This window comes from Mediterraneibacter glycyrrhizinilyticus (assembly GCF_015560805.1).
In the GTDB taxonomy this organism is placed as follows: Bacteria; Bacillota; Clostridia; order Lachnospirales; family Lachnospiraceae; genus Schaedlerella; species Schaedlerella glycyrrhizinilytica_A.
This window is the reverse complement of the sequence record NZ_JADMSO010000010.1, coordinates 15,638-39,480: the sequence shown is the minus strand read 5'-3', so window position 1 is coordinate 39,480 and position 23,843 is coordinate 15,638. Positions and strand designations below refer to the sequence as shown.

General features: G+C 43.7%; 27 protein-coding genes. 22 read left to right on the top strand and 5 right to left on the bottom strand.

Annotated features, from left to right (window positions below; translation table 11 throughout):
* Positions 1 to 5 precede the first annotated feature (5 nt).
* The 15 genes from I2H87_RS10575 (at position 6) to I2H87_RS10505 (ending at position 12,330) form a co-directional block, all read left to right on the top strand.
* Entirely contained in the window at positions 6 to 1,532 is a 1,527-nt protein-coding gene (locus tag I2H87_RS10575; RefSeq protein WP_195609923.1) for an L-threonylcarbamoyladenylate synthase, read from the top strand.
* Positions 1,532 to 2,161 (top strand): uracil phosphoribosyltransferase, encoded by a 630-nt coding sequence (upp, locus tag I2H87_RS10570; RefSeq protein ID WP_022151674.1) that lies wholly within the window; start codon positions 1,532 to 1,534, stop codon positions 2,159 to 2,161. Before I2H87_RS10575 ends, upp begins: the two co-directional genes overlap by 1 nt.
* Positions 2,162 to 2,180: 19 nt before the next feature.
* Complete coding sequence (locus I2H87_RS10565; protein ID WP_054703791.1) at positions 2,181 to 2,675, top strand: deoxycytidylate deaminase; 495 nt, start codon at positions 2,181 to 2,183, stop codon at positions 2,673 to 2,675.
* A gap of 85 nt (positions 2,676 to 2,760) precedes the next feature.
* A complete protein-coding gene (locus I2H87_RS10560; protein ID WP_022151676.1) occupies positions 2,761 to 2,970 on the top strand; it encodes a pro-sigmaK processing inhibitor BofA family protein in 210 nt (69 codons plus the stop codon).
* 237 nt (positions 2,971 to 3,207) lie between these two features.
* Positions 3,208 to 4,143: a P-loop NTPase family protein gene (locus I2H87_RS10555; RefSeq protein ID WP_195609921.1), complete on the top strand. Its 936-nt coding sequence runs from the start codon at positions 3,208 to 3,210 to the stop codon at positions 4,141 to 4,143.
* Positions 4,140 to 5,414 carry a CpaF family protein gene (locus I2H87_RS10550; protein ID WP_195609919.1) on the top strand — a complete coding sequence of 425 codons (1,275 nt, stop codon included), beginning with the start codon at positions 4,140 to 4,142 and terminating at the stop codon, positions 5,412 to 5,414. Before I2H87_RS10555 ends, I2H87_RS10550 begins: the two co-directional genes overlap by 4 nt.
* Positions 5,356 to 6,054 carry a type II secretion system F family protein gene (locus I2H87_RS10545; RefSeq protein ID WP_195609917.1) on the top strand — a complete coding sequence of 233 codons (699 nt, stop codon included), beginning with the start codon at positions 5,356 to 5,358 and terminating at the stop codon, positions 6,052 to 6,054. The genes I2H87_RS10550 and I2H87_RS10545 overlap by 59 nt, the downstream gene beginning before the upstream one ends.
* Before the next feature lie 4 nt (positions 6,055 to 6,058).
* On the top strand, positions 6,059 to 7,294 hold the full coding sequence (locus I2H87_RS10540) for a type II secretion system F family protein (protein WP_054703795.1): 1,236 nt from the start codon (positions 6,059 to 6,061) through the stop codon (positions 7,292 to 7,294).
* A 42-nt stretch (positions 7,295 to 7,336) separates the two neighbouring features.
* Entirely contained in the window at positions 7,337 to 7,546 is a 210-nt protein-coding gene (locus tag I2H87_RS10535) for a Flp1 family type IVb pilin (protein ID WP_009267043.1), read from the top strand.
* Between the two features lie 8 nt (positions 7,547 to 7,554).
* A complete protein-coding gene (locus I2H87_RS10530; RefSeq protein ID WP_195609916.1) occupies positions 7,555 to 8,925 on the top strand; it encodes a DUF5702 domain-containing protein in 1,371 nt (456 codons plus the stop codon).
* A gap of 195 nt (positions 8,926 to 9,120) precedes the next feature.
* Positions 9,121 to 9,930, top strand: a complete 810-nt coding sequence (locus tag I2H87_RS10525) for a pilus assembly protein (protein ID WP_195609914.1) — start codon at positions 9,121 to 9,123, stop codon at positions 9,928 to 9,930.
* The gene (locus I2H87_RS10520; RefSeq protein WP_022151681.1) at positions 9,918 to 10,352 is read left to right on the top strand and encodes a prepilin peptidase; all 435 of its coding nucleotides are present in this window, start codon (positions 9,918 to 9,920) and stop codon (positions 10,350 to 10,352) included. The genes I2H87_RS10525 and I2H87_RS10520 overlap by 13 nt, the downstream gene beginning before the upstream one ends.
* Positions 10,349 to 10,828 (top strand): TadE/TadG family type IV pilus assembly protein, encoded by a 480-nt coding sequence (locus I2H87_RS10515; RefSeq protein ID WP_195609912.1) that lies wholly within the window; start codon positions 10,349 to 10,351, stop codon positions 10,826 to 10,828. The genes I2H87_RS10520 and I2H87_RS10515 overlap by 4 nt, the downstream gene beginning before the upstream one ends.
* Positions 10,829 to 10,830: 2 nt before the next feature.
* The gene (locus I2H87_RS10510; RefSeq protein ID WP_022151683.1) at positions 10,831 to 11,667 is read left to right on the top strand and encodes a DUF6382 domain-containing protein; all 837 of its coding nucleotides are present in this window, start codon (positions 10,831 to 10,833) and stop codon (positions 11,665 to 11,667) included.
* A gap of 39 nt (positions 11,668 to 11,706) precedes the next feature.
* Positions 11,707 to 12,330, top strand: a complete 624-nt coding sequence (locus tag I2H87_RS10505) for a rhomboid family intramembrane serine protease (protein WP_054703805.1) — start codon at positions 11,707 to 11,709, stop codon at positions 12,328 to 12,330.
* Here I2H87_RS10505 and I2H87_RS10500 read toward each other — a convergent pair.
* Positions 12,313 to 13,053, bottom strand: coding sequence for a two-component system sensor histidine kinase NtrB (locus I2H87_RS10500; RefSeq protein ID WP_022151685.1), 741 nt, complete (start codon positions 13,051 to 13,053; stop codon positions 12,313 to 12,315). The genes I2H87_RS10505 and I2H87_RS10500 overlap by 18 nt on opposite strands.
* A 240-nt stretch (positions 13,054 to 13,293) precedes the next feature.
* Here I2H87_RS10500 and I2H87_RS10495 point away from each other — a divergent pair, with 240 nt between their 5' ends.
* Positions 13,294 to 13,704: an HIT family protein gene (locus tag I2H87_RS10495; RefSeq protein WP_022151686.1), complete on the top strand. Its 411-nt coding sequence runs from the start codon at positions 13,294 to 13,296 to the stop codon at positions 13,702 to 13,704.
* Positions 13,705 to 13,723: 19 nt separating this feature from the next.
* Entirely contained in the window at positions 13,724 to 14,269 is a 546-nt protein-coding gene (locus I2H87_RS10490; protein WP_009267033.1) for an RNA polymerase sigma factor, read from the top strand.
* 74 nt (positions 14,270 to 14,343) lie between these two features.
* Here the strand turns inward: I2H87_RS10490 and I2H87_RS10485 are convergent, their stop codons facing one another.
* Entirely contained in the window at positions 14,344 to 15,408 is a 1,065-nt protein-coding gene (locus I2H87_RS10485) for an undecaprenyldiphospho-muramoylpentapeptide beta-N-acetylglucosaminyltransferase (RefSeq protein ID WP_195609910.1), read from the bottom strand.
* Between the two features lie 163 nt (positions 15,409 to 15,571).
* Between I2H87_RS10485 and I2H87_RS10480 the strand changes: the two genes are divergently transcribed.
* Entirely contained in the window at positions 15,572 to 16,369 is a 798-nt protein-coding gene (locus I2H87_RS10480; RefSeq protein WP_195609908.1) for a DUF4367 domain-containing protein, read from the top strand.
* Positions 16,370 to 16,450: 81 nt separating this feature from the next.
* The gene (locus I2H87_RS10475) at positions 16,451 to 16,951 is read left to right on the top strand and encodes a DUF6147 family protein (protein ID WP_195609906.1); all 501 of its coding nucleotides are present in this window, start codon (positions 16,451 to 16,453) and stop codon (positions 16,949 to 16,951) included.
* A gap of 230 nt (positions 16,952 to 17,181) precedes the next feature.
* Here I2H87_RS10475 and I2H87_RS10470 read toward each other — a convergent pair whose 3' ends face one another.
* From I2H87_RS10470 to I2H87_RS10460, 3 genes are all read right to left on the bottom strand, one after another.
* Complete coding sequence (locus tag I2H87_RS10470) at positions 17,182 to 17,424, bottom strand: TIGR03905 family TSCPD domain-containing protein (RefSeq protein ID WP_009267029.1); 243 nt, start codon at positions 17,422 to 17,424, stop codon at positions 17,182 to 17,184.
* 196 nt (positions 17,425 to 17,620) lie between these two features.
* Positions 17,621 to 18,919, bottom strand: coding sequence for a sensor histidine kinase (locus I2H87_RS10465; RefSeq protein ID WP_195609904.1), 1,299 nt, complete (start codon positions 18,917 to 18,919; stop codon positions 17,621 to 17,623).
* Positions 18,919 to 19,626: a response regulator transcription factor gene (locus I2H87_RS10460; RefSeq protein ID WP_022151688.1), complete on the bottom strand. Its 708-nt coding sequence runs from the start codon at positions 19,624 to 19,626 to the stop codon at positions 18,919 to 18,921. Before I2H87_RS10460 ends, I2H87_RS10465 begins: the two co-directional genes overlap by 1 nt.
* A 220-nt stretch (positions 19,627 to 19,846) precedes the next feature.
* Between I2H87_RS10460 and I2H87_RS10455 the strand changes: the two genes are divergently transcribed.
* Genes I2H87_RS10455 through I2H87_RS10445 form a run of 3 tightly spaced genes read left to right on the top strand, consistent with a single transcriptional unit; the run spans position 19,847 to position 23,839 of the window.
* Positions 19,847 to 22,153, top strand: a complete 2,307-nt coding sequence (locus I2H87_RS10455; protein WP_195609902.1) for an ABC transporter substrate-binding protein — start codon at positions 19,847 to 19,849, stop codon at positions 22,151 to 22,153.
* Complete coding sequence (locus I2H87_RS10450; RefSeq protein WP_117549933.1) at positions 22,095 to 22,997, top strand: carbohydrate ABC transporter permease; 903 nt, start codon at positions 22,095 to 22,097, stop codon at positions 22,995 to 22,997. The genes I2H87_RS10455 and I2H87_RS10450 overlap by 59 nt, the downstream gene beginning before the upstream one ends.
* Positions 22,994 to 23,839 carry a carbohydrate ABC transporter permease gene (locus tag I2H87_RS10445; protein WP_330611554.1) on the top strand — a complete coding sequence of 282 codons (846 nt, stop codon included), beginning with the start codon at positions 22,994 to 22,996 and terminating at the stop codon, positions 23,837 to 23,839. The genes I2H87_RS10450 and I2H87_RS10445 overlap by 4 nt, the downstream gene beginning before the upstream one ends.
* Positions 23,840 to 23,843 lie beyond the last annotated feature (4 nt).

The window sequence follows — 23,843 nt, the reverse complement described above, 5'->3', positions numbered from 1 at the left end:
AAAACATGGAGACAATAATAAAAAAAATAGATAAAATGAATATAGACCAGAAGACGATACAGGAAGCTGGCGAGATACTGAAAAAGGGCGGTCTTGTGGCATTTCCGACGGAAACCGTATATGGGCTGGGAGCGAACGCACTGGACGAGGAGGCGGCCAGAAAAACGTACGCAGCCAAAGGAAGACCATCGGATAACCCGCTGATCGTACACATTTGTGAAGTTGATGCATTAAATCGGATCGCAGTGAACATTCCCGAAGAAGTGGGGCGGCTTGCGGAAAAGTTCTGGCCGGGTCCGCTGACATTGATCCTGGAAAAAAGCGATGAAGTGCCTTACGGGACAACCGGAGGGTTGGACACGGTAGCAGTGCGCATGCCGAGTGATTCGATCGCCAGAGAACTGATCCGGGCGGTGGGCGGATATGTGTCTGCGCCGAGCGCTAATACATCCGGGCGACCAAGTCCGACAGCAGCGGAGCATGTCAGAGAAGATCTGGACGGTAAGATTGAAATGATTTTGGATGGAGGAAGCGTAGATATCGGTTTGGAATCTACCATTTTAGATATGACGGTCACACCGCCGATGATCTTAAGACCGGGAGCGATCACCGCAGATATGATGGAACCTGTTGTGGGGCATGTCAGTATTGACGAGACGCTTCTCGGCAGGGAGACAGATAAGGCGCCGAAAGCGCCGGGAATGAAATACCGCCATTACGCGCCGAAAGCAAAATTGATGATCGTTGAGGGAAATGTAAAAGAAGAAGTTCTTGCAATCCGACAGTTGTGTTACGCAGCCGTCCGGGAGGGAAAACGGGTCGGCGTCATCGCAACAAATGAGACTTATAGCTATTATACAAACGGAGTCGTAAAAAATATCGGAACCCGTGAAAATGAAAAAACAATCGCAAGGAATCTGTATGCGGTACTGCGTGAATTTGACGACGAAGAAGTTGACGAGATTTACAGCGAATCTTTTGCCCTTCAGGGAATCGGGAACGCGATCATGAACCGTCTGGAAAAAGCCGCGGGACATCTGCGAATTTCCGCCGCGTCTGTTGTAAAACAGCAGAAATACAGGAGAATTATATTTGTAAGTATGACAGATACCTGCCGGGGACCAATGGCTGCGGAAATGCTGCGAAGAGAAGATCTGCATCAGGAATATGTGATCGATTCCAGGGGGATGGTCGTTCTATTCCCGGAACCGGTGAATCAAAAAGCAGAAGCCGTGATGAAAAGTGCGCAGATGACGATGGCTTCTCATACTGCCGTTGCATTGTCTGAGGCAGAGATGGAGGGGGATATTCTGTTATTGACCATGGACGAAGAGCAGAAAATAAAGCTGACAGAACAGTATGGTGATAATGGTAATATTTACACACTTAAAGAATTTACGGGGGAAGAGACAGACATACCGAATCCATACGGGAAACCGCTGAATGTATACGGGGAATGTCTGGAAACACTTTCCAAGTTAATTCATAAATTGACAGAAAAATTAAATTCATTTACAGAAGGAGGAGCATAATGTCAGAAGTATATGTAATGGATCATCCGCTGATTCAGCACAAGATCACACATATCCGGAAAACAGATGTGGGTACAAAAGAATTCCGGGAGGTTGTCAGCGAGATCGCAGGTCTGATGTGTTATGAGGCAACAAGAGATTTGAAATTACAGGATGTTAAGATCAAAACGCCGCTTTGCGAGATGGTAGGAAAGGAACTGACAGGAAAGAAGCTGGCGGTTGTGCCGATTCTTCGTGCGGGTCTTGGAATGGTGGACGGGATCTTATCCCTGATCCCGGCTGCAAAGGTGGGACATATCGGACTTTACAGAGATCCGGAAACGCATGAGCCGGTAGAATACTACTGTAAACTTCCGGCAGACTGCAGTGAACGGGAAGTTTTTGTGGTAGATCCGATGCTGGCAACAGGCGGATCCTGTTCTGCTGCGATCCAGATGTTAAAAGAAAAAGGGGTCAAACATATTCGCTTTTTGTGTATCATCGCTGCTCCGGAGGGCGTAAAGCGTATGGAGGAAGATCATCCGGATGTTCCGCTGTATATCGGCGCTCTGGACGAGCGTTTGAATGAACATGCGTATATTCTGCCGGGACTGGGAGATGCGGGAGACCGTATTTTCGGCACAAAATAAAATAAAGGAGGACAGGATGATGTCGGATAAGAGACGGGATTACTTGTCCTGGGACGAGTATTTTATGGGGGTTGCGATGCTTTCCGGGATGCGTTCAAAAGATCCGGGAACACAGGTGGGCTGTTGTATTGTCAGTCAGGATAATAAGATCTTATCTATGGGATATAACGGATTTCCGCTGGGGTGTTCCGATGATGCTTTTCCATGGACAAGAGATGGTGAGGATCCTCTGGAAACAAAATATGTTTATTCTACGCACAGCGAGTTGAATGCCATATTAAATTACAGTGGTCCGGGAAGAGAACTGGTTGGCGCTAAAATGTATGTAACATTGTTTCCATGCAATGAGTGCGCAAAAGCGATCATCCAGTGTGGAATCAGGGAACTGATCTATGATTGTGATAAATACGCAGATACGGCTGCGGTGATCGCATCAAAAAGGATGCTGGACGCGGCAGGTGTAGAGTATCGTAAATATGAACGAACCGGTCGGAATATCGAAATAGGCTTATAAAAAAGATCCGCATTTGTTCACAGTGGTGTGAATAAATGCGGATCTTTTTGAATATAAATGAAACATATGAAGGGAGGGGAAACACATGGAACATAAGTTATCAACAATGGTGGTGAATTTTATCATTCGTGCAATTTTTGGATCGGGTCTTATTATTTTTATCAATCAGTATATTCTTACCGATCAGAAAATATTGAATGTCGGTCTGAATGCATTATCTGTTTTAACATCCGGAACTCTTGGAATTCCCGGGGTGTGCCTCCTTTATGGAATTTTATTCTATCAAAATTTGTAAGTATTTAACAAAAAGCTACAAATTTAGAAATGGCTATGGACATTTCAGAATGACGTGTTTATAATACAACTCACACAGCAGACATCAGTGCTGCTGTCACATCTGTTTTCGTTTTTGAGACAGATATATCTTAGGCTGATATAGATCTGAATTCAGCCGTCATGTAAGGATCATGCTGCATATTCGCAGCAAAATTATTCGAATTAGAAAGTGAAAAAGAAGAACAGGAGGGATAGGTTGTATGTAAAAAATATTGTGATCTGCGACTGTGAAAAGCAGTATGCAAAAAATCTTCTGCAAATATTCAGTGGGAAAAAGGTAGCCGGGATTCGCTTGTATCTGTTCGATACAGTAGAGGAGGCGGCAGAATTTTCAGAAAAAGAGACGATACATGTTCTTCTGATCGCCGGCGAATATTTTCAGAAACTGGAATCTCCGATCCCTGCGAAGACCTGCTTTTTGCTGACGAGAGAACTTTCTGAAAAGGCTGGAGCGGGAGGTCGGGAAATCTATCGCTACCAAAGTGCGGAAGCAATCTGGAATCGTATGATGGAGGCAGAAAAGCAGTGTATCGATAAGAAGTATTTTCCGGAGGAGGAAACAGAGGGAGAACTGATCGGAGTATATTCTCCGATACACCGCATTGGGAAAACCCGGTTTGCAATTGAATTAGGCAAGAGACTGGCGGAAAAAGAACCGTCGATCTATTTGAATCTGGAGGAATATTCCGGTGGGAATTTGTATTTTCCGGGGGAACAGGATCAGACGTTGGGCGATCTTCTTTATTACTGCAGTCAAGAAAGAAAAGATTTCGGTCTTCGTATCAGTTCCATGACAGGACAGGCGGGAAAGCTGGATTACGTGTATCCGATTGCCTGTGTACAGGATCTTCGGGCAGTAGAAGAGCGGGAGTGGCTGACATTGCTTGAGTGCATTTTAGATCAGTGCGTTTACGGAAAAGTGATTCTGGATCTTGGAGACAGCATTACAGGGTTATATTCTATTCTGATGCGATGCGATACGATATATACTCCGGTGATCGAGGAGGCAGCCGCACTGGCAAAGATGTCACAGTATACGGAGAATTTGCGGAAAATGGGTCTTGAAGAAGTTTTGGAGAAAACGGTACAGGTGAAGATGCGGAGAAAGATCGGAGCAGGGAAAAAGAAGTGAGGGAAGAGCAATTATATGAACGCGTATTAGAGCGGATCGATCTGACACGGGATATATCGGACGAGGAACTTACCGATCTGATCAGAGAAGTGCTTCAGGAAGCGGCCGAGGAAGAATATATACCGTTGCGCAGACAGATTTTGCTGAGCCGTCAGTTGTTTCATTCATTTCGAAAGCTGGATATTTTGCAGGAACTGATTGAGGATGACACGATCACGGAGATTATGATCAATGGTACGGATGAGATTTTTCTGGAACGGGATGGTCGGATCGTGCGTTCTGACCGGCGTTTTTTATCACAAAACAGATTGGAGGATGTGATACAGCAGATCGTTGCCGGTACGAACCGCTATGTAAATGAGAGTTCTCCGATCGCAGATGCGCGTCTGGAAGATGGATCACGGGTAAATGTTGTGCTGAAACCGGTCGCATTGAACGGACCGATCGTGACGATCAGGAAGTTTCCGAAAGAGGCTGTTACGATGGAACAACTGATCTTATGGGGAAGTCTCCCGAAAGAGGCGGCTGACTTTTTGAAAATTCTGGTGCGTGCCAAATATAACATTTTTGTGAGTGGAGGAACCGGAGCTGGAAAGACAACGTTTTTAAATGTGTTGTCTGATTTTATTCCGAAAGAAGAACGGATCATAACGATCGAAGATAATGCGGAACTACAGATACATGGAGTTCCGAATCTGGTACGGTTGGAAGCGAGAAATGCAAATCTGGAAGGAGAAGGCGCGGTTACGATCCGGGATTTGATCCGGTCTGCGCTGAGAATGCGTCCGGACCGGATCATTGTAGGAGAAGTTCGGGGAGAAGAGACTGTAGATATGATTTCTTCCGCGATGCTGAACGGACATAGCGGATCTATGTCGACCGGGCATGCCAATAATCCGGCAGATATGCTGCACCGTCTGGAAACAATGATGATGATGGGGATTGAATTGCCGCTTGCTGCAATTCAGCGGCAGATTGCTTCGGCACTGGATATTATCGTTCATCTTGGAAGACTTCGGGATAAGAGCCGGAGAGTTTTGGAGATAGCAGAGGTCATGGGAGTTGAGGATGGTCAGATCAGGCTGCGGACTTTGTATGAATTTCGGGAGGAGGGAATGGAGAATGGAAAAATTAAGGGAACATTGGTGAAGGTGGAAGAACTGGCTTTTTGGGACAAGTTGCTGGCAGCAGGATATCAGCCGGAGGGAGTATGTGGCGGCAGCAGTGCAGTCTGTGTTACTGGTGGGGACTGCGGCATGGCTTTTTTATAATACATGGTTAGCGGTCACGGCGCTTCTTCCGGTCGGAATCTGGTACTGGCATGAGTGGAGAGAGGAGTGTTGTAAAAGAAAAGAACAACTTTTTCGTGAACAATTTCAAAATGGGATCCAGATTTTATCGTCTCTTTTAAAGGCAGGATATTCTGTTGAAAATGCGATACGCGAGACGGAAAAAGATTTGCGTCCATTGTACCGGGAGGGCAGTCGGATACGGACAGAATTTGAAAGAATGGTCAGAGAACTTGATATGAATCTTACGGCGGAACAAGTTTTGACTTCATTTTCAAAAAGAGTAAATCAGGAGGATGTGAATAACTTTGTGACGGTATTTGCGGCGGCGAAAAGAACAGGAGGGGACAGTATCTCTATATTGAAAGAAACGGTTCGGATCATAGGCGGAAAGATAGAGACAGAACGCGAAATACAGACGGTTCTGGCAGCAAAACGATTGGAATTTCATGTGATGTGTGTGATTCCTCTTGGGATGATCGGTTATATGCGCATGGCATTCCCGGAGTTTCTAAATGTATTGTATGGAAACATTCCGGGAGTATTATTGATGACGGGATGTATGGTCGTATATCTGTTTGCCTACCGGCTTGGAAATCGGATCATAAAAATTGAGGTATAGAAGAATGAAGAAACCGGGAAAAGAACTTTGCAGAAAAATAATCTTGATTTTTCTTGGCACGGTAGGAATCGCATTTCTTGTATTTATGTCGGATAACGGAAAGAAACTTTTGCAGGATGAACATGGGCAGAGCGTTTTGCAGAGAAATGCGCCCGGGATGGGAAGCCGGGAAGAAGATCTGGAAGTGCAGATCGGGGATGTGAAAGAATCCGTGACTGTGAAAGTCAGCGAGGAAAAATATACCAAAGAAGAGTTGGAGAATGTATTTGAAGAAGCTGCAAGGAAACTGGAAACACTTATTCTGGGAGAAAACAAAAGTCTGGATGAGGTAAGAAGCGATCTGGATCTGATTACGGAGATACCGGAAACAGGGATAACGATCGCGTGGGAATTGGATAATTATGAGGTGATGGATCAACAGGGAAAACTGCGTCAGGAGGTGGTGGATGCATCGGGAATATTGTTGAAGTTGGATGCTGTGTTAAGTTATGGGGAAGAAACATTTTATCATACATTTTATGTGCATATATATCCCACGAAACTTACAAAGGCGGAGAGATGGTTACAGGATCTGAAAGCAGAAACGGAAAGACTGGATAAAGAACAGGCAACAAAGGACAAGATGTCTCTTCCGACCAGTGTGGACGGACAGCAGGTCATATGGAAATATGTGACGGATTTTCGGGCTGTGGGGATCCTTCTGCTTGGAACCATACTTGCGATGTTGTGTTATGCGGCGGAAGGACAAAGGAAAAAAGAAGAAGACAAGGCGCGGAAAAAGCAGATGGAATTCGACTATCCACAGTTGATCAGCAGATTTACGCTTTATTTGGGGGCTGGTTTACCGGTGAGAAATGCATGGAGTAAAATTGTCCAGTCTTATGAAGAAGAGGAAAAAAGAAACGGGCGCAGGGAAATTTATGAGGAAATGGCATATACAATGCATGAAATCAGCAGTGGAGCGTCGGAAAGCGAATGTTATGAACGGTTTGGAGAACGATGTGGACTCACGAAGTATCGGAAATTCGGAACATTGCTTTCACAGAATCTGAAAAAAGGTTCCAGAGGAATTTCTGAACTGCTGAAGCAGGAAGCATTTCAGGCATTTGAAGAACGGAAAGACTTTGCAAAAAAACTTGGAGAAGAAGCAGGAACAAAAATGCTGGCTCCTATGTTCCTGATGCTGGGAGTTGTGCTTGTTATCATCGTTGTTCCGGCATTCTTTTCCGTACAGATTTAAAAGGCTGTTGTGCCGGTAAAGGCGGAAGATGGAGGGAAGCTTATGAAAAAAATACAGAAAATGAGACGGATGATCCAAAGAAAATTCCGGGAAGGGATTGCGATTTTAAAGGACAACTCGGGGTTATCAGTGATAGAAATGCTGCTTATTTTGGTGGTGATCATCGCCCTGATTTTGATATTCAAAAATCAACTGATCGATTTAGTCAATACGATTTTTGATAAGATCACAAGCGAAAGTGCAGGCATTTAGGAAAGAGAATGAAGAGTAATCGGGAAAGAGAAAAGAAAAGGACAGTACGAGGTGAGATTACGGCATTTTTAAGTCTGGTTTTTGTACTGCTGGTATCTTTTATCCTGGCATTGACAGAAAGTTCCATGATCCAAACTTCAAAGAATCAAAAACGAATGGATGTAGATCGGGCGCTCTATTCTGTTTTCGGGGAATATCAGAAAGATTTATTGGAGGACTATGATATTTTTGCATTTGATATGTCATACGGAAGCGGGCAATTCGAGGAAGATCTGTTATTAAATCGGATGGCATATTACGGAAATCCGGGAATAGAACAGGAAATCACAGATCTTCAGCTTCTGACAGATAATGGTGGACAGGCATTTCGTGAGCAAGTGCTCGCGTATATGGAAAGTAAGGACGGAATTGACCTGATTCAGAATCTTGTCGGATTATCGGAAAAATGGGAAGAACAAGAGATCAAAGGTGAAGCGGTATCGGAGGAGATCGATCAGTTGATCGGGCAGAATGAGGAGATACTTCCGGAAGAGTTTGATGGAATCACAGAGGCGAAAAAGTCTGGTCTGTTGTCATTGGTACTGCCGAAAACATTCATTTTATCATCAAAATCGATAAATCCGGCAGAAATGTTGTCTGCCGGAAATAAGGAGTCGGGCTGGGGGAGTTTTCCCCAGCGCTCCAATACCGGGGGAGTCAAGGGAAAAGTATTGTATGAACAATATATTCTGGAAACGTTCGGATCTGCAACAGAACCGCACGGAAAAAATCGAAATCTGGATTACGAGATCGAATATATGATCAGTGGTAAAAGTAGCGATGAAGAAAATTTAAGGTCCGTAGTCCGGCAGCTTTTCTGTTTCCGGTTAGCGATGAATTATGTGTATTTGTTGTCTGATGCAAAGAAGCAAGGCGAAGCGGGAGCCTTGGCGCTTGCCTTGGCAGCAGTTGCATTGCATCCGGAGGCGGCAGAGGGGTTAAAACAGATTTTGTTGCTCTTATGGTGCTTTGGGGAAAGTGTGATGGATCTGCGGGCACTTCTCTCGGGAAAGCGAGCAGCTTTGATGAAGTCGGAAGAGACATGGCAGCTGTCATTGGAGTCTGTATTCCGGATCGGTTCGGGGGAAGACGGGATGGAGGGGATGGATGCAGAGGATGGAATGACTTATATGCAGTATTTACAGATCTTGCTTTTTATGAAAGGAGAAGAAGAACTGACAATGCGGACTTTGGACCGAATTGAGCAAAATATCAGATTTGAAAAGGGACATTCTCATTTTCATGCAGACCAATGCGTTACAAAATTAAAGGTAAAAAGTACTGCCGAAATACGAACAGGGATCACATATTCATTTCCGGCATATTTCGGATATTCTTAGCGTTGATGAACAAGCGTATTTCCCGTTGTACATCGACGCTGGCGGCAGTGTGTAAAGGGCACATTGTTCTTTGCACATTGCTGCTGTAACAAATCTTTGAATCTGATGCAGGCGCCTTTTCATCCCGAGACTGTCTGTTCCCCACAGATAGAAACGCCAAAGTTACTACAAAAATAAAAAGAAAGGAAGACTGCGATGACACAAATAAATAGAAACCCATCCATATCCGATCGGGAAAGGGCGTCTGCATCAGATTCAAAGACAAGGATCAAAGGCAGTGTAACCGTAGAGTCGGCATTGACAATTCCATTATTTTTATTCGCGATTATGTGTCTGGTTTATCTCTTGGAAATACAGGCTATTCGGTTTTCAATCGGAACGGCAGCGCATGGAGCGGCAAAAATCGCAGCGGAAGATGCTGCCATTCACCCATTTTTTAATCCGGTCAAATTTCAGGCAGATCTGGTGAATCTAGCGGAAGCGGAACGGTTGGACCGGAGCATTATATCAGGAGGAAGCAGCGGTATCCGCTGTTGGGCGACATATTATGATTCGAACGACGAAGTGCTGCACATTAAAGTTTCGTATAAACTGCAGCTTCCGTTTCCTGAATATACAGGGATCCGGTTAAAACAGGAACATGAGTTTCAAGTAAAAGCATGGACGGGATATGCCGATCAGAATGAAGCGGAAGGGGAGGAACGTATTGTTTATATTACGGAGACAGGGATTGTGTATCATACCGATTATCGGTGCTCTTATCTTCAGCTATCCGTTCAGTTTGTTCCGGCAGCGTCAGTAGAAGATCTCAGGAATGAATCGGGAGGAATTTATCATGCGTGTGACAAATGTGTTCACGGAGAATCGATGGCGGGGGTTTATATTACAAATTATGGAACTAAATATCATAATTCACTCAACTGCAGTGGCTTGAAGCGTTCAATCCGGGCAGTGAAAAAATCAGAGGTTGCGGGAATGGGGGCATGCAATAAATGTGGAAAATAATCCAGATCACGTTTTTTATATATCTTGTCATACTTTCTGTGTTGGATATACGAACCAGAAAACTGCCGATGTGGTTATTGGCGGCTGGTGGGATCTGTGTCATACTTTCTCAGCTTATCAGAAGAGAGACTCCATGGGAACTTTGTTTATTCGGGGCGGCAGCAGGCTGTATTTTTTTAATGATAAGTAAAATGACGCGGGAAAGTTTTGGATACGGAGACAGTTTATTGATCTTGCTGTTAGGTGTGGCCGTTGGATTTTGGAATCTGATCAGTTTGCTGGCAATCGCATTTTTTCTGTCAGCAGTGGTTTCTGCTGCGGCATTGGTATTTGGAAAATTTCATAGAAAAACGACAGTTCCATTTGTACCATTCTTGGGGATTGGATATTTTTTTGTAAGAGTACTTGGAGGTGTGGGATGAATCATATGAAAGATAAGAAAAGTAAAGCAAAGAGAACGGTGAGCGGAGTGATCACCGTGGAGATGACATACATTGTGCCTATGATATTTTTTATTTTTGTAATGATCATATACACCGTATTTTATTATCATGATAAAAATATTTTAATAGGTGCGGCGGGAGAGACTGCGGTCGTGGCAGTTCAGATGACCAGAAAGCCGGAGACAGATGGAAAAGCGGATCTTACAGAATTTTATCGGGAACGCATACAAGGAAAATTGATTTTATTTCCTCACACAGAAGTTTCTATTGAAGAAAGTGAAAAGCGAGTCCGTGTGAATGTATATGCAGAGCGAAAAAGGATGAAATTACAGATCAGACAGAGTGCCTCGATTGTAGAACCGGAGAGAAAAATACGCAGAAAGCGGTTGCTGGAAGAGGTGAAAGACAGCATAGGAAGTGAAAGTACAGTGGAAAAAGAAAGAGGAGGGATGTAAAAATGGAAGAGCATATCCACATGGAGTATGAGACAAATTTGAGTCAGGCTTTTTTCAGAGTGACGGTGGCAGAACCGTATACAGAAGATTACCAGATGCCTATGCTGCAAAGGAATCCAATAGATGGGATTTTACCCATAGAGGGGTGCGGAGTGAACGGTGCAAGCTGCTATACATATGGTGTAGGCGGATGCGCTTCTATGAGTGATCTGTATGCGAAAGATTGTATGAAAAAAGCAGATATTCAGGAATTGATCGGACGACTGCTCGAGGTGATTGAAATTTTACAAAAACATATGTTGAATCCGGATTGTCTCATGCTGGAACCGGAGTATCTTTTTCGGAAAGCAGGAAAATGGTGGTTCTGTTATTTGCCGGTACAAAAGAAAAAACTGTTGCAGTCTTTTCATGAACTGTCCGAATATTTTGTGAAGACTTTAGATTATGAAGATGTCGAAGGAATTTTTTTGGCATATGAACTTCATAAAGCAACATTACAGGAAAAATATGATTTGAAGACAATTATGGAGGAATATGAGATTCATGAGGAAGAGCGAAAAAAAGAAGAGATACAGGAACCGGATGTACAGCAGGAATTCGGGAATGTATTTATGCTGTCAGATGAGGAGGAATGTGAGGAAGAAGAATATGTACTTAAAAGACAGTTTCATCAGAAATGGAGGCATAAAGTTATTTCCCATGCGGAGATGATACGAGAAGAAGATGGATGGTACAATCCCTGGAAGCGATCCATATGGCATTCACCCGGAAAAAGCTGGGGGGAATGGGATGATCTGATGACGGAAACAGATGGACAAGAAGAATCCACTAACCTATAATAGAATCATTGAATTGAAATAAGAGAAAGAGGATAGGTTTTGCAGGGAAAGAAAAAAGCCATTTGTACAACGGGATTTATTATTGTCAATATCGGGATCTTTTTAGGAATCATGTTGATCGGTAAAGACGGAGATACGATGTTTTTGCTGGAACATGGAGCGATGTACGCCCCATATGTTCTGGAGGGGAAAGAGTATTATCGTCTGGTGACCAGTATGTTTCTGCATTTTGGGATGCAGCATTTATTAAATAATATGGTAATGCTTGGTGCTCTCGGCTGGAATTTAGAGGCTGTCACAGGAAAAATACGTTTTATTTTGATTTATATGTTCAGTGGGATCGGAGGAAATCTGCTTTCACTTTTTCTGAATAGAAATTCGGGAGTGTATGTTGTCTCAGCGGGAGCGTCCGGCGCGGTATTCGGGTTGATGGGAGCGTTATTATTTGCCGCGATCCGTAATCGGGGACATGTTGGGAGAGTGAGCAGAAGAGGATTGTTCTTCATGGTTGCTTTAAGCCTCTATTTTGGTCTGAGCAGCAGTGGAGTTGACAATGCTGCTCATATTGGTGGCTTGATCTGTGGATTTCTGCTGGAAGCGGTGCTTGGGGAAATATGGCAGATTTTTCGTAGAAGCAGATACAGATCACATAGGGAGTCTTAAAGTGAATAAGGTTTCTTTTCCGGGAACAGAGTTCACAGAAATAGTTCCGCCATGAGCTTCAATGATCCGTTTGGAGAGGGAAAGTCCGAGACCGGTTCCATTTTGCTTGTAGGTAGTAAAGGGTTCAAAAATGGATTCTAAGTGATCTGCGGAAATTCCACATCCATTGTCAGTGATTTTGATGATAAGCATATCGGCGATCTGTTCGGCTTTCATATGGATAGAACCATGTAAAGTGTCCGTCGGAATTGCTTCCTGTGCATTTTTCAAAATATTCAGCAGGACTTCTTCCAACTTGATCTTGTCACCTGTAAAGTCGTGAAGATCCGGGGCTATATCAGAAGAAAATTCAATATGGTTGTCGTGCTCATCCAGAGAGATCGCAAATGAAACGGCAATATTTTTTAAAAGCTGCCCGATGGAAAAAACAGAATAGTGCAGAGAATCACTGTTGTTGAACGAGGATAATTCATTCAGCAAACTGCACATAAAATCAACATCTTCATGCATCTGTGACCAGTGTGAAAAATCTTTTACTTCCGGATGCTGTATTTCCATGACTTGAAGTGCGGAAGAAACAAGGGTCAGCGGGTTTCGTATTTCATGCGCAATGGTAGAAACTGCGGTATGGTGGTTTTCGAGCAGCTGGCTGATAATCTGTTTTGCGTCTTTATTTTCTTTCATGAGTTGATTCATTTTGTTTAAATCGATATTATGTAACATAGTATTTCCTTTCGTATTCGTAGTAAAAGTGGTAAGTTTAACTGATAACACCCTCAGTCTAGCATGCGGACGTGTGGGATTCAATAAAATCAGTGAGACATATTTCGACAAGAATTTTGCCGGGAAAAGCAACAGATTGAAGAGTGGGAAGAAGAGCCGGGAAATTGATTTTGACTTCTCTTTTTGGAAGAAATAGGATATACTACAAGAAATAAAAGTTACAGAAAGAGAGTGGATACTATGAGAGATGACAATTGTATTTTCTGCAAAATAGCGGCAGGAGAGATCCCGTCGGCAACACTTTATGAAGATGATGATTTCAGGGTGATCCTTGATCTGGGACCGGCGTCGAAAGGACATGCGCTGATCCTGCCGAAGGAACATTACAGAAATTTGTTTGATCTGGATGATGAACTTGCTGCAAAAGTAATGGTTTTGGCAAAGAAGATGGTCAATCAACTGAAAGATGTTCTTGGATGTGATGGATATAACATTGTACAGAATAATGAAGAAGTGGCAGGTCAGACCGTTTTTCATTTTCATATGCACCTGATCCCGAGATACGAGGGCGATCAGGTTGGCTTGGGATGGAAAATGGGAGAACTTACAGAGACAGACAAAGAAGAGATTTTAATGAAGTTGAAAAAATAGCAGAACTACCGGAGATAGAATGTTGATAGAGAATCACGAGTTTAACGAGATTTATGAGAAATATAAGAATCTTGTTCTGAAAGTGGCATATCAGGTTAGCGGTGATCTGCAGGCTGCAGAAGATATTATGCAGGATATATTTTTGACTTTATACAAAGAACAGGGAACGGAATATCGGAATATAAAAGCATGGCTCTGCCTGAAAGCAAAGCATCGCGCACTCAATTATAAAAAACGGTTTTCCCGTGAGTTTGCGGAGAGCACTTCGGAAGAAAAGATATCATTTACAGAATCGATGAGGGAAAGCTCAGAGGAAGAATATATGGGTGAGTATACGGAAAAGCAAAGAGCAAAGCTTCATGAAACGATTATGACAGCATTGCTGGAAAAGAATCCGAAGTGGTACGAGGCAGTTATGCTGGTATGTCTTATGGAATATCCGCAGGAAGAGGCGGCAAGGAAAATGGGGATGAAGAAAGACGCCTTTTATGTTTTACTGTACAGGGCAAGAAAGTGGATCAAAAAGACATTTAGTGTGGAATACGAAGAGTTGAAGCACTTATAAGAAAACAGGTGCGGGGAAAGCACCTGTTTTCTTTCAGATTGAAATGGTCTAAGATACGACAATGCAATACTGGTTTATTTGGAATGATCCTGGATCAGCTTGATAATGGTATCAATGGAGTTTTGCTGACCGGAGTTTTTCATCGCATCGGTGAAGACCTCACGGTTTTGATACAACTGTTGTACAGCAGAAAGAAGCGTTTCTTTATTGACAGCTTCTTCTTCCAGAACCATGCTGAATCCCTGACGTTCAAAAGAACGGGCATTGAGAATCTGATCTCCGCGGCTTGCATTTGCGGAAAGCGGAATCAGGAGATTCGGTTTGCGCAGTGCTAATAACTCGCAGATCGCATTTGCACCGGCACGGGAAATCACAATATCTGCCAAAGCAAAAATATCACGAAGTTCTTCACTGATGTACTCAAATTGTTTATATCCTTTTTGGTCGGTCAGTGATTCATCCAGTTTTCCTTTTCCGCAGAGATGGATGATCTGGAATGTTTTAAGCAGTTCAGGAAGCGCAGCACGGACTGCGGTATTGACTGCGACAGAACCAAGGCTTCCGCCGATTACGAGGATAACCGGTTTGTCCGCGGTAAATCCACATAAGTCCAGTGCAGTGATGCGATTTCCTGTTAAAAGTTCCTGACGGATCGGAGAACCGGTAAGCACAGCTTTTTCGGCAGGAAGATAGTTCATAGTCTCAGGAAAGTTGCAGCATACCTTTGTTGCGGAGGGAATGGCAAGTTTATTAGCCAGACCGGGTGTCATATCCGATTCATGGATAATGACCGGAACTTTATTTTTCTTTCCGGCAAGAACAACCGGAACGGATACAAAGCCGCCTTTTGAGAAAATGATATCAGGCTTGAGTTCGCGTATCAGTTTTTTAGCTTCGCTCAATCCTTTTAATACACGGAATGGATCCGTGAAATTTTGCAGACTGAAATAGCGGCGTAATTTACCGGATGAGATTCCGTGATATGGAATACCGAAAGGTTCAATGAGTTCTTTTTCAATCCCGTTATAGGAACCGATGTATTGAATATCGTAACCTAGTTCGCGAAGTTTAGGAATCAGTGCAATATTCGGAGTGACATGACCGGCAGTTCCACCGCCGGTGAGTATGATCCGTTTCATATAAAATCCTCCAGATAGAATATATTCTTTAGGACAAATAGATCGTATTCATTTTGCTGTATGTGCTCGGCAGAAGTGAAAAAACGAAAAGTCCTAGATTCATATTAACCTTATTTAAAGAAAAGTCAAGAAGAAAGTAACGATAGAATTAAGGGGCAGCAGAATGGAAAAAACAAGAAAATTATCGATAAAAGACGAATCAGAACAAGAAGTTCGGCAGATTGAAAAAGAACTGGACGATCATCCTGAGTTAGATAACATTCAGGTGACAAAAGAAATGGACGATGCCCTTTTTGCAAAAATCCGTGAATTGGAAGAAAAGGAGTATCGAAAAGAAGAACAAGAAAATAGAGTAAGTGAGCCTGAAAAGAGATACCGGAGAAAAAGGACAAAACACTGGTATCTTGTTCTGGCGGCAGTACTTGTGCTGGTGTTTGCTTTTGGAAGTGTCAGTGTTGGCAGCAAGTCTTATTGGAAAGAATTGCTGGATGTGATCGTGGGTGATGAATCTGTAAAAGTGATCAATGTGGAGGACATGGATAAACAAAGCACAGGAGATGTTGATGAAGCAAAAGCGTATAGTGAAATTAATGAACAGTTGGGGATTACAGTAGTTCAACTTCTAAATAAACCGCAGAGAATGAAACTTGTGGATTATTCTATTGAAGAAGAAATCGGGCAAGCTAAGTTGTTTTATAAGTATAAGGATGAATCTATACGATATACTATTTATGCGAATAATGAGGATTCATCTAAAGGAGCGAAAGAAGAGGATGAATTAGTTGAGCATTACGTTGTTGATTCAGATAAGACGAAAATAGAAGTAGATGTATATAAGCTTCCAGAAAATGAAAGTAGATATGTGGGATCATTTGAATATCAGGGGATACATTATGAGCTAAAGGGGACGATGGAAAGGCAGGAATTTGATAAAATTTTAAAAAATTTATATTTTTTATAAAAAATGCGTAAGTTTTTTGCTTTTCAGTTGTCATATTAATGTAACGAATTGAATATATATGAGAAGTAGGGGAAAAGTAGCATGAAAAAGAGACTTATATCGATGCTTGGAACAATGACTATGTTGTGCTTGTTGATTGCAGGAAACGTACTGGGAGTATCCGCACAGGATAAGGAAAAGATAGTGGATGGCTCTTATCTGACGGATGCCGAAGAATCGCGAGGAACGGTTTCGGAAGATGCGCTTTTAAGAGGAAAGCATCTGATGGACGGAGAAAGCGCAATTTCAAAATCCGGAAGAGGAAGGATTTATGCGTATGGGGCAACGACGGCGAACCATGATGTGGATAAATTGGCTGTACTTGTTTATGTGGATCAGTATAACGAAGAGACAGGTGATTGGGAACAGATTTATTCTTGGGCAAAAGATGCGGAAAATACATATTATGTGTCAACCGGAAAAACATTACAAGTGCCACGAGGATATTATTATCGAGTGCATTGCTATCACTATGCCGGAAATGTAGATGATCTTCCATACGATGAAGCGTATTCTTTCACCGATGGTATCAAAGTAGACTAGACAAGCTTGATTTCCCACAAGTTTAAGCAATGAGAGCAGTCACTGTATTCGTAAGCACATGAAGCAACTATAAAAATAAGATGAAAAAGAGTATAGCAGCTTGTACCGGGAACGCCACAATTCCGTGCTACATAACAGTGACTGCTCTCATTGCTTAAAGGAACGCGTGGGAAGACAGCGCAAATAAAAAGGCAGACAACTCCATAAAAATAAGAAAGAAGCAACCGTGATTATTTGCCGGTTGCTTCTTTTAATGCTTTTGCGAGCTGATCCGGGCAGGATGTGCTTTTAAAACCGCAACGGATTCCCTCGATTCTGGAAATCGCTTCGTTGACATCCATTCCCTCGATCAAACGGGAAATTCCCTGAAGATTTCCGCTGCATCCGCCGACAAATGAGACGTTTTTCACTTTGTTATCTTCGATATCAAAATCGATGGATTGGGAACAGACTCCCTTTGGTCTATACTGCATGAGAAAACTCCTCCTTTTTGAAAAAAGTTTGTATTAAATGTAATTGTTCACAACTGCAGTGTGGACATTGTGTGAACATGAGTTGATTATAACAAAGTTCTTATTTTCTGTAAATGTCGCTTTTTGAAGAAATTTCCGGATTTTCAGGAACGTGATTTTCGGGGATTTCTCAGAGATTGATTTTTCACGGTATTTTTCACAGATGATCTTCGGCAATCGGCAGAAGAAGTAAAAATGTGCATCCGCCGCCCGGGGTATCTGTTAAGGTCAGAGAACCTTTTTGCAGTTCGGCAAGTTCTCTGGCAATGGAAAGTCCAAGCCCGAAATGTTCTTTTTCTTTTCTGGATTTATCGCTTTGATAGAAGCGGTCAAAAATCCTGTCTTTTTCCTCGTCGGGAATCCCTTTCCCGTGATCGGCGACCAGATAACAGATTTTTTTCTTTTTTGATGAAATTTGCAGATCGATCGTTTCATCGGGGGCGGTGTAGGCAATGGCGTTATCCAGAAGAATTGTGAGGATCTGAATGACGCGGTTTTTATCACAGCGGACATGGGGAAGTTCGGTATCCGGAAGAAGCAGATTCAGCCGGATGTTTTTATGACGGCAGACAGGTTCAAATGTCTCGTATACATCCAAAAGCAGGGTGTCGCTGTCGTAAGTTTCCAATGTAAGCTGCCATTTTCTTGAATCGGATGCCGCCAGCACGAGGAGATCTTTGATCAGATTGCCCATGCGCGTACACTCTTTTTCGATATTGGAAAGCATTTGGTCTGCATTTTCCGGGGAAGCGCGCACAGCGGAAGCGCTTGCCTGAATGACCGCAAGAGGGGAGCGGAGTTCATGGGATGCGGCGGCGATAAATTCTGCCTGTTTTTTTTGATTTTCTTTTAGAGGAATCAGCGTTTTTCCCACTGTATGCCAGCTCGCCAGATAAAGTAAAATAATCCCTGCGATTCCGGTGAAAAGAAAGAAGCATACCTGCCACAACAGTTGTCTGGAAAAGGAACTGACATCCTGCATGACAAGCAGGGATTTACCGCCGGAAATGCCTGCTTCCACGAGATACATACACAAATAGGAATCGTTGGCATTTCCTTTTACGGTGAAAGAGGAGGTCTGCAGGGGAGAAGAAAAAGTAGCTGTCTGCAAAGTGATCCCCATATCCGCGGCTTTTTTGCGGGCATTTTCCAGCAGGACGTCCCGTTTCGTATCAGGGGAAAATGCGCCCTGAAAAAATAAAGGTTTTCCGTTTTCTTCGATATGGATCAGGAGATGGTTGTCTGATTCCATTTGCGCCAGCCAAGAATCGGTAAAAAAAGACTCTGTTTGAAACCGATTGGATATTGTGAGAAAAATATCGGAAAATTCGGCTTTGTATCGTGCTTCTACGGCAGTTTTCATATAGAAAAAGCAGATAATGAGAATCACGGTCAGAATCGTACCGGTGGTCAGCGTGTATAAAAAAGTCAGCTTTTTTTGAAGTTTTTTAAACATCACAAATCCTCCCCGCAGGCATTTGCTTCAGCGGATTTTTCTTCCAGGCGGTAGCCGACGCCATGGATCGTTTTTATTTGGACGTTACTTTTCAAAGTGCGCAGTCTGCGGCGTAAAAAATAAATATAATTGTCGAGGTTGCCTTCTTCGACTTCTGCATCCGCTCCCCAGACATAAGAAAGCATCAGATTTCTGCGCAGATTCTGTTCTTTATTTTTCAGCAGATATTCCATGAGACCGGCTTCTTTTTTGGACAGGGACAGTGTCTTGTTCGATACGGTGAGTTCCTGTTTTTCCGGATTGAAAGACAAGTCTCCATAGGAAAGCAGCGGACTGTCATTCAGAACTGCGGGACGTCTGGATAGAGCCCGGATCCTTGCGAGAAGTTCCTGGGCATCGAACGGTTTGGTGATATAATCATCCGCACCGCAGTCCAATCCGTTGATCTTTTCCTGAAGCGAGTCCATTGCAGTGGCAATGATCACCGGCGTAAAAATATTTTTCCGGCGGATAGCGGACAAAAGGGTCAGACCGTCCAGTTCCGGAAGCATACGGTCTAAAATGATCACATCATAAGTGTTTTGCAAGGCATAGGAAAGACCGTCCGTACCATTGTGACAGACGTCCGTTTCATATCCCTCGCTGCGCAGATGAATCATCAGTGCGTTGCAGAGTGAGATATCATCTTCGATCAATAAAATTCTCATAAGAAAAATCCTTTCCTGAAATGTTATGAAAAACTTGTTTCAGATTATTGTATCATACAAATCTCTAAAAATTCTCCAAAAACATTTCGGATTCTTTAAAGATTTTTAGAGAATCTTTGTTTATGATAAATGATAACGTTAGCGTCGGTGTACAAGGGGGAATATTTCCTGTACATTGATGTTAAGCAGCAAACAGGCGGGTCAGAGAGGAGATGGACGTATGAAATTAAAGAAAATACTTGCACTTGTACTTTGCGGGGCGATTACCGTCGGATTACTTGGCGGATGTTCCGGGAGTGAAGATAAAAAGGAGGAAGACGGAAGTAAAAAAGAAGCAAAAGGTGGTTATGTGGAGAAAGAAATCGAAGGACCGTGGGGAGAAGAGGAAATTTATCTCGGCAGCTTTTTAAACGAGGAAAAGAAGCTGGAAGTATATACCCAGACCGGAGGAGAAGAGCCGCAGGTATATTCATATACACAGCAGGCGGAAGATGACTGGGAAAAAACAGAAGAAGTTTGGGTCGAAGAGCGGATCGATGTAGATACTTATGTGAATTATCTTTTGCGGGGAGCCGATGATAACCTGTATCTGATGACGACGGACATTGTAGATACCGGGGAATCCGACCAGATTACTTCGACGGACGGAGAGTTTGTACTTCCGCCGCAGCCGACGTATCTGTATCGGCATACGCCGGAGGGGGAAACACAGGAGGTCATGCTGGAATGTATGGATCTGGAATATCAGAAGCAAAACGGCGGCTTTCTTCCGTATTATCTGGGCGTTGTGGAAAACGGAGATGTTGCGGTTGTCGGGGCGGCAACGACCAATATTGTATTGTATGACGGGGCGACAGGAAAAGAAAAATATACGTTGCCGAGCCACCAGATCCTGACGAACAATGACGGTATGATCGCGGTTCGGGAAAATACGATCGTGACACTGGGACAGGATCAAGAAAATCTGTTGAACTACGATGCGCTGACAGGAAAGCAGTCCGGGGCAACACAAGTGGAGGCGCTGGAGAACGGAATCGGTTTTCTGACAACAGATGAGAACGGAACTTATTATATTGCGACGAAAAACGGAATTTCTGTTTATCAGGAGAACGGAAGCATCGGCGAGCAGATTTATGACGGAAGCCGCGGAAGTTTAGGGGAGATCGAGAACAGTCTTGTCATGAGGAATTTTATGGCGGACGGCGATCAGAATCTCTATGGAGTTTATGAGAATTACCAGACCAATACATTCCATATCTGCCGTTATTATTATGACGCCGAACTCAGTACAAAAACAGAGAAAACATTGTCGGTATACGGACTTTATGAGAGTAGGATGGCAGAGGCGGCAGTCCGGGCATTTGAGAAAGAACATCCGGAAGTAGACGTCGATTATCAGTATGCGCTCGGGCAAGGGGCAGACGGAAATCCGGCAGACTATATTGATGCGCTGAATACAAGCCTGTTAAATAAAGAGGGGGCGGATGTTCTGTTCCTAGATGATCTTCCGGTCGATTCTTATATCGAAAAAGGAATACTGGAAGACATGACTGATCTTGCAGAGAAAAAAGTAAAAGACAAGACATTGCTGGAGGGAGTAATAAACGGAGTAAAAAAAGAGGGAAAGAATTATGAGATTCCGGCTTCTTTCCGGATGCCTGTATTCTATGGAACGGAGGAAGCACTGGCAAGACTGGACAGTCTGGAATCTGTCCGGCAGTTTTTAGAAGCACAGCCGGATGGAAAGGTGATCGGAGCCGCGGCTTACGGACAGATGGCATATCTTTTATTTGCGTCCAATTATGAAGCATTGAAGACAGAAGACGGAAGCTTTTCAGAGGAAAAGATACAGGAACTTTTGGAATTGTCCAAACAACTTGTCGATAATAATCCGTCAGAAGATATGGAACATACATGGTCAGAGAACTTCAGAGGTCTTATGACATCCGGCAATACGATATCGGCATTTTCTGGGATCGGCATGTTGGAATTATATGAGCAAACGGATATTGCGGGCGTGGATGAAATATATGGATTATCCAGGATCGCACTTGTGTGTGATATTTTGGAGAAACAACAGGGATTGTCTGTGGTAAACCCACATGGTCTCTATATACCAATGAACCGCATGGGTATCAATGCGTCTTCCGACGAAAAGGAACTGGCGCAGGAGTTCATAGAAACGATGCTGAGTGATGAGATCCAGCAGCAGGAATTCATGGAGGGGCTTCCGGTTCGTACGGAAAGTCTGGATAAGCAGGCAGACATTGCGGAAAAAGGCGGGCAGGAAGATTTGTTCTCCATTGGATTCAGCGATGGGGAAATGCATTCGTATGGTTATCCGAGCAGAGATCAGATCGCACCGATCTTGGATCTGGCAAAGGGCGCAGACACACCGCTCATCATAGACCTGTCAGTGAGAGAGGCATTTTTAGATTGTGCGGATCAGTATTTTGGAGGAACGATCAGTGCGGAAGAAGCAGCGAAAACATTGGGTGAAAAAATGGAACTTTACCTTTCCGAGTAAAAAGGAAAGCTGGATTCCGTGGGTTTTGCTGGCACCCAGTCTGACCGGAGTGGGGATCTTTATCCTCATTCCGTTTGCAGATGTGGTGCGGAGATCTTTTTTCAATGCGGTGGGCAGTGAATTTGTCGGTCTGGAAAATTATCGGGGAGTGCTGGAAAATGAAGCGTTTCGGCTGGCAGCGGGCAATACGGTCAGGTTTCTGATCGTTTGCCTGCCCTTGCTTTTGGGCAGCTCGCTGTTTTTCGGCATCCTGCTTTTGAATACAGGCAGGAAAAGCGGTATATTGAAATCCGGTTTTTTACTTCCGATGGCGGTTCCGGCAGGATCGGTCGTTCTGTTTTGGCAGCTTTTTTTTGATCAGGGAGGGATTCCGAATGAAGCGCTGCAGAAGTTTGGAGTCCATGGACCGGATTATATGAACACACCGAAAGCATTTGGCGTATTGGTCGTGGTATATATCTGGAAAAATCTCGGATATGATATGATCCTCTGGCTTTCGGGACTGCTGGGGATACCGGACAGTCTGTATGAGGCGGCGAGGATGGACGGAGCAGACGGCTTAAAATGCTTTTGGCATATTACTTGCCCGCTTTTGATCCCAACGGCATTTCTTACAGGAATCTTATCTCTGGTCAATGCGTTTAAAGTATTTCGGGAGGCATATATGATCGCGGGAAATTATCCGCATGACAGTATTTATATGCTGCAGCATTTATTCAATAACTGGTTTTTGAAGCTGGATATGCAGAAAATGACGGCGGCTGCGGTGATGCTTGCTTTCATTTTGGGGCTGATCCTGATCGGAAGCCAGAAGATCGAGGAGAAACGGAGGACGAACATGTGAGGAAAAAGAAAACGGCAGTCCGGATCGGCGTAACGTTGTTTGTCCTGATCCTGATTTTTCCGATCCTGCTTTTGGCGGCAGGTTCTTTGATGGGACCGGCAGAATTAAAGGAAAGTTACGGCAGTGTCCTTTACGGAAGCGGCGGTGAACTTCAGTGGAAATTATTTCCGCTTTATCCGACATTGAAAGCGTATCTGCAGCTTTTGCTGGACAGTCCTGATTTTTTCGTGATGTTCTGGAATTCATGCAGACAGACGTTTACGGTACTGGCAGGACAGCTTTGTGTCGGGCTTCCGGCGGCGTGGGCGCTTGGACGGTACAGGTTTAAAGGACGAAAACTCGTGCTTTATCTGTATATGATCTTAATGATACTGCCGTTTCAGGTCACGATGGTTTCCGGTTATACGGTGTTGTCTTTTCTGAAGATACTGGATACACACTGGGCGGTCATACTTCCGGGGATTTTTTCCACTTTTCCGGTGTTTCTGATGACGAAGTTTTTTCAGCAGATACCGGATTCGCTGCTTGAGGCTGCAAAAGTGGACGGTGCGGGCACATGGGAAGTATTTTTCAGGATCGGACTGCCTCTCGGAATGCCGGGAGTCGTCTCTTCGCTAATCCTGAATTTCATGGAATGCTGGAATGCGATCGAGGCGCCGATGACATTTTTGAAGACGAAAAGTCTGCTTCCGGTCTCATTGTATTTGTCCAATATTACGGCAAATGATGTTGCAACCGCTTTTGCGGCTTCGATCCTGATCATGGCGCCGTCGGTATTTTTGTTTGCCTGCGGGCAGGATTATCTGGAGCAGGGGATTCTTGCATCAGGGCTAAAGGAGTAAGTAC